At 44.9% G+C, this 4,048-nt stretch carries 6 protein-coding genes; all 6 read right to left on the reverse strand.

The genetic code is table 11. From position 1 onward, the window contains the following. Positions 1-177: 177 nt before the first annotated feature. On the reverse strand, positions 178-618 hold the full coding sequence (locus FN633_RS03525; RefSeq protein ID WP_154058808.1) for a DcrB-related protein: 441 nt from the start codon (positions 616-618) through the stop codon (positions 178-180). 286 nt (positions 619-904) lie between these two features. Beyond that, positions 905-2,026, reverse strand: a complete 1,122-nt coding sequence (locus tag FN633_RS18460; RefSeq protein ID WP_243731470.1) for a hypothetical protein — start codon at positions 2,024-2,026, stop codon at positions 905-907. Positions 2,027-2,117: 91 nt separating this feature from the next. Further along, positions 2,118-2,627, reverse strand: a complete 510-nt coding sequence (locus tag FN633_RS03535; protein ID WP_243731471.1) for a hypothetical protein — start codon at positions 2,625-2,627, stop codon at positions 2,118-2,120. 59 nt (positions 2,628-2,686) lie between these two features. Continuing rightward, positions 2,687-3,265, reverse strand: coding sequence for a hypothetical protein (locus FN633_RS03540; protein ID WP_154056762.1), 579 nt, complete (start codon positions 3,263-3,265; stop codon positions 2,687-2,689). Between the two features lie 64 nt (positions 3,266-3,329). Continuing rightward, positions 3,330-3,764, reverse strand: coding sequence for a DUF4431 domain-containing protein (locus FN633_RS03545; protein WP_154056763.1), 435 nt, complete (start codon positions 3,762-3,764; stop codon positions 3,330-3,332). A gap of 30 nt (positions 3,765-3,794) precedes the next feature. Continuing rightward, the coding region (locus tag FN633_RS18360; protein ID WP_208673948.1) for an immunity protein Tsi6 family protein at positions 3,795-4,048 on the reverse strand (254 nt) is incomplete at its 5' end.

Here is a 4,048-nt window from a genome sequence, read left to right on the forward strand (position 1 = left end):
GCCTGCGGCCGCTGCCCCTGTGCCCAGCAGCGGGGCCGCCACGGTGGCCGCCGCTGCCACGGCCGAGCCGATGGCGGCATACGCCACGCCTTCAGCCAGCACACTGGTGATATCAGCGAAGACAGAGGAATGAATAATCTCATCGCCCTGCCGGGCTGCGTAATTGTCGCTCATGCTTTAGACGCTCCAGGTGTTATGCAGCGTCAGGGTCTGTTTCAGGGTGTTCCAGCGCTCGCCATCTTCGTCAGTGAAGGGACGCAGCGCAGAGAGGGTAAAAATCATCAGGACGGGTTTATCCGGCACCTCTACGGCTAGCTGCCGCTGCCACATGCGCTGGCCGTTACGTTCGAATATGGTTTCGACCTCTGTCGCAGGGATATTGCCATCCGCGCCTGCGGTTACGCGCTGATAGTCACTCTGGGTCATCTCGCCCAATTGCGTACGCAGCACGTCCCACTGGCGTTGAAACTCTCTTTCGGCATCGCTGCCTTCTGGGATAGTGCCTCGGCTGATCACCACGGATAAACCGCTTTCGTCATCACGTAGAATAGTCATGCTGTTGTCCTGCCAGGCGGCAGGAAAAAGGGAAAAGGTCCCTTCCTGAAGGGTATATTTCATCATTTAGGCTTTGCTCCTGCGCCAGTAATAAAATCCGTCTTATTTAATATCAATGCAATACATGCAAAGGCGAGAGACTTATTACTCTTACAGCTAATAACGATTGATGAACGTTCTACTGAACATTTCAATTGATAAAAAATCTACCTGTACTTTACCCGTTAGGTTTTTTTGCGTTTTGTTTTAAAATGCTATTGCTTGTTATGAATTATTCACCCCCTGAATAGCTCACGCCATTACAGGGGGTGCTAATATTGACGCTATTATTAATGAGCGTTACGGTGGGTTAATGCGTTGCCGCTAGAGATTGCCGGGTTAAATCATAACTGTTGGGAGCGTAATAATTTCCCTTCATCGGCGCTTTAACAAGATGCCACTTCATTTTTGCTCCATCAAGTTCAATCGTCGCGCGTCCATTCTTACCCCCAAATGACGAATCGAATATAATCTCTGCTTTGCCGTTACTAACTAAACCATGAATGTTATCTTCTTCATCCCCGGGGCAGTCAATGCGATTCCCGGCCTGTGTAATATAGCAATAGGTTCCAGTCAAGACATTGCCCGTCTGATTTAATGATAAATTCAATGTGGATTGCCCTTCATCTTCACCCTCCCAGCGACCGGTAAAGTTACTTTCAGCATTTGCTTTTATCTCTTTTGACCAGACGCCTTTTTCGTCAAGAACAATCTTATTATTGCTAATAACGGTCAGGCTATTATTAACTTTACTCAACATATAGGCCACCTGCCCATTATTAAATTCATAGCTAATAATCGGGCACTGCCCTGAGTCGCACTCCGCCCTTGATGCCTTGCCACGAAGGGTTAATTCCGCACCATCTTTTTTGCGCTTGCCATGGTAGGTTGCATCGTTACATTGACCATCGGGTTGGCACTGGGTAGTCACTTTGATGATAAATTTATCAGTAGTAAAGGAGTCCACTTCAGATCCTTTTCCGCGCTTTTCCTCTGCCAGAGTAAAGCTCATCCCCTTGAAGCGTCCCGCCCACGCTTTGATAGCAGGGTCAATCTCATGATGCTCATTATCATTCGTTTTGTACTGAATGACTTGCGCATCTGGCGTAACCCACCCTGCATAAACTTTACCGTTCGGGTAAATAACAAAAGCAGAGGCGTTTTCGAGATAGAGATCGTTTAGCCAACCTTCAACAAAAAGCCCGCCGTCCGAAGTCTGGTGAGGCTCGCCAAAGACATCAAAATTTTCGACGAAGGTGTCATAGTCTTCACCCAGCGTGTCCTGGAGTTTGGATTTAATCTCTTTATCACTGAGGGAAGCTGAAACCTGCTGTAGCTGGTTATATTTTGTGAGATCGATTGAGCTTGATGCCACAGGCGACATAAACAGTAAACTTGAGAAGAACGGGAGCAGAAGATACTTCTTAAACATCACTACACCTTCCATGCGCTTTTGAACTGTTTATTCTATCAGGAAGGGTTTCAATTTCTACCCACCTTTAATGGCAAGGCATTACTGACTTTTAATCACCTGCAATCACTACCCTGGCCAGGCAACCAGGCTCTTTGACCGTAAAGCCGAAACTGATTTTTTGGCCGTTGGTATCCGCAGGCGTAGTAAAGCTGGTGAGCTCATTTTCTGAGCGCCCACGAGGATAGTCAGTAATGTTCAAATCATGATAATGTTCTTTAATGCTTGCAAGCGTAACGCATTGATTATAAGCCGAAAAAACAAGCATAGGTCTCATACCTCCTCGTCTTTTACTTAAGCGCAACTCAATGGCAGAAATTAGCTGGCCATCAGTAAGCTTGACAGGCTCAGCCGAATAAAAATTTATATACTCGTTTTCATTAGATAATCTGAACGTCAACAATGAGTCATCTAAATTGTCAATAGACAAGCTTTTTATAGCCGAGCGTGCAGCGGAAATAAACTGCCATATATTCTGTGACTGCACTTGTCCCTCTGCCATTCTTGTACAGAGCAGCATGGCAATTGCTAAACCTGTTTTGATTGTAATGATGGCTTTCACAATTCCTCCGCCCCTATAACTTTCGTACGCCAAGCGTGCATTACGCTGAGACAATACAATCACTCTGAGCCGTTATCATAATTCATTGTTATTTTCAGAACGTTATTATCTTTGATTTGGAAGGAGAGCACTTTTGCTCCAGTCTCATAAGAGATCCACTCTTCCCCGTCATCATTTTGATCTTGCCCCGCTCCGTATGATTTTCGCAAATCATCAACGCTTGTTCCAACATGGATACCACGTGAGGTAACAATATCTGATGCCGTTACGGTAATCTGTGCGACAATGTAATCATCGACACTTCTTTCAGCTTTATCCCACCAAAGATTGGCGCTATAAAGTTCTACACCGGGCTTTTTATGCTGATAAAATTTATAATTTGTATCATCAAATGGAACCTCACCCACAAAGTTTCCGCTGTCCACTACCCCTATCTCAGCAGCAAGATTATTGTCCCATCTGTCACCTAATGAGATGGAGTGATTATTTATGATTACAGAAAAATCACCTTTGGTTAAGGTATTACTCAAGGGCGCGTCGATGGATTGTGTAGTTTGTCCCGCAATCACAACGTGGGGTAGACAGAAGGTCATTGAAAGCAGAAAAAGATAGTTCAATTGGTTTTTTGTTTTATTCACACTGCGTGTCCTTTAAAATCCCACAATTCAACTTAAACCGCACAGATTAAGCCTGCGCTTAGTGTTATTGACAGTTTGCTACTTTTTGAGCGCTTTTGACAATTAATAAAACCTTGGTGTAATGATGGGCCGACACCTGATGCATCAGAGTTCCCTCTAGCCTTGCGCATCCGCGAACCGTTACTGGCCCCTGGTATGAAAACACCTGCATTGACCTGACTCCCTGTTCAGGCTGGTTATCAGGATCGTCATCCTCTGTATCTGCCGATGGTAACACGCTAATCGGTTCTGCCAGGATAACAACCGGCACCGTCACCTTTTTATCGCTGGCGTTTTCGCCATAGCCAGGCGGCCCGGCAAACTGCTTTTCAACAACTTTACCGACGATCGTAACGCTTTCTGGTTCATAGTGGTAGACCGTTTCCGCGTAAAGCGAAGGGCTGATGAGCAGCAACAGTAGTCCCGACATGCCCTTGATTTTAATTGTTGATATAAACATCGCCTGCCTTTTAATAAAAATATTGAAAGACTACTTGGAGTTGAATTTTTTATATCGCTTTTGTCTTTTAAGATACTCAGCATCTTGCTCATGAGGCAGAATAACCTTTAAGCCCCGTGCCATTTGAGAAGCTATATAATTTGCATTAGATAGATGTCCCGCAAGCTCTTCGTCGGTAGTATCAAACTCTTTAGATGCCAGTGCGCCAAGGTTTAGCGTATGTAACTTGCTTTTATCGCTTTCAGTACCAATTAAAATGCTTTTAATATATTTTAATTGATCTT

This window comes from Pseudescherichia vulneris (assembly GCF_902164725.1).
GTDB classification, from domain to species: domain Bacteria; phylum Pseudomonadota; class Gammaproteobacteria; order Enterobacterales; family Enterobacteriaceae; genus Pseudescherichia; species Pseudescherichia vulneris.